The sequence below is a fragment of the Blautia sp. DFI.3.45 genome, assembly GCF_020593505.1.
Lineage (GTDB): Bacteria > Bacillota > Clostridia > Lachnospirales > Lachnospiraceae > Blautia_A > Blautia_A wexlerae.
Map to the genome: position 1 here is coordinate 1 of NZ_JAJDMI010000155.1, position 554 is coordinate 554.

A 554-nucleotide genomic window follows, 5' to 3' on the forward strand; every position below is an offset into this window, starting at 1 on the left:
TTCCGGATATGTATAAGTTGATCTTTGCAACAGGATATTTTCCCAATCTCGTTCATGGCGCAACACTCGGAGAATATGAATCTCTTTTGTTTCTTCCATTATAATATAAAAAATAATAGATGGCGGAAAAGATCTTTTATGTATGGAATATCCTCTGTACAGAATTTGAGTTCGGGGAAAGGCAGTACTGAACTGGCCTAAATTCTGCATTTGTTCTTTCAGATCAGATTGAAAACGGTCAGCACGTTGCTGGCCGAATTCTTCTTCAATATAATCTGCAATGTCTGTGACATCGTAAATTGCTTCCCAGATTAAAATAATTTTATATTCTTGCATTTCTTCGTGCATCCCTTAATTCTGTGATTTTGCGAAAAGCATCTTCCAGTGGCAATTCACGACCAGCTTCCATATCATCAATTCCCCGGTCTAACATGCGGAGAAGATGATTGTTTTCCTGGCTTTTATCGGTTGTAGGGACTTTTTTTGTTAATTCCATGAAATCACTCCAATCATACGGTTTATAAATAGTGTATGTTGTTCAGAAGTATCTATCC

At 37.0% G+C, this 554-nt stretch carries 2 protein-coding genes; both read right to left on the reverse strand.

Going from position 1 to position 554, the window contains the following annotated elements; genetic code table 11:
• Positions 1–336: type II toxin-antitoxin system RelE/ParE family toxin (locus tag LJE09_RS17365; protein WP_118409643.1), on the reverse strand; the 336-nt coding region annotated here is incomplete at its 3' end.
• Positions 323–496 carry a hypothetical protein gene (locus tag LJE09_RS17370; protein ID WP_015541274.1) on the reverse strand — a complete coding sequence of 58 codons (174 nt, stop codon included), beginning with the start codon at positions 494–496 and terminating at the stop codon, positions 323–325. The genes LJE09_RS17370 and LJE09_RS17365, both read right to left, overlap by 14 nt.
• Positions 497–554 lie beyond the last annotated feature (58 nt).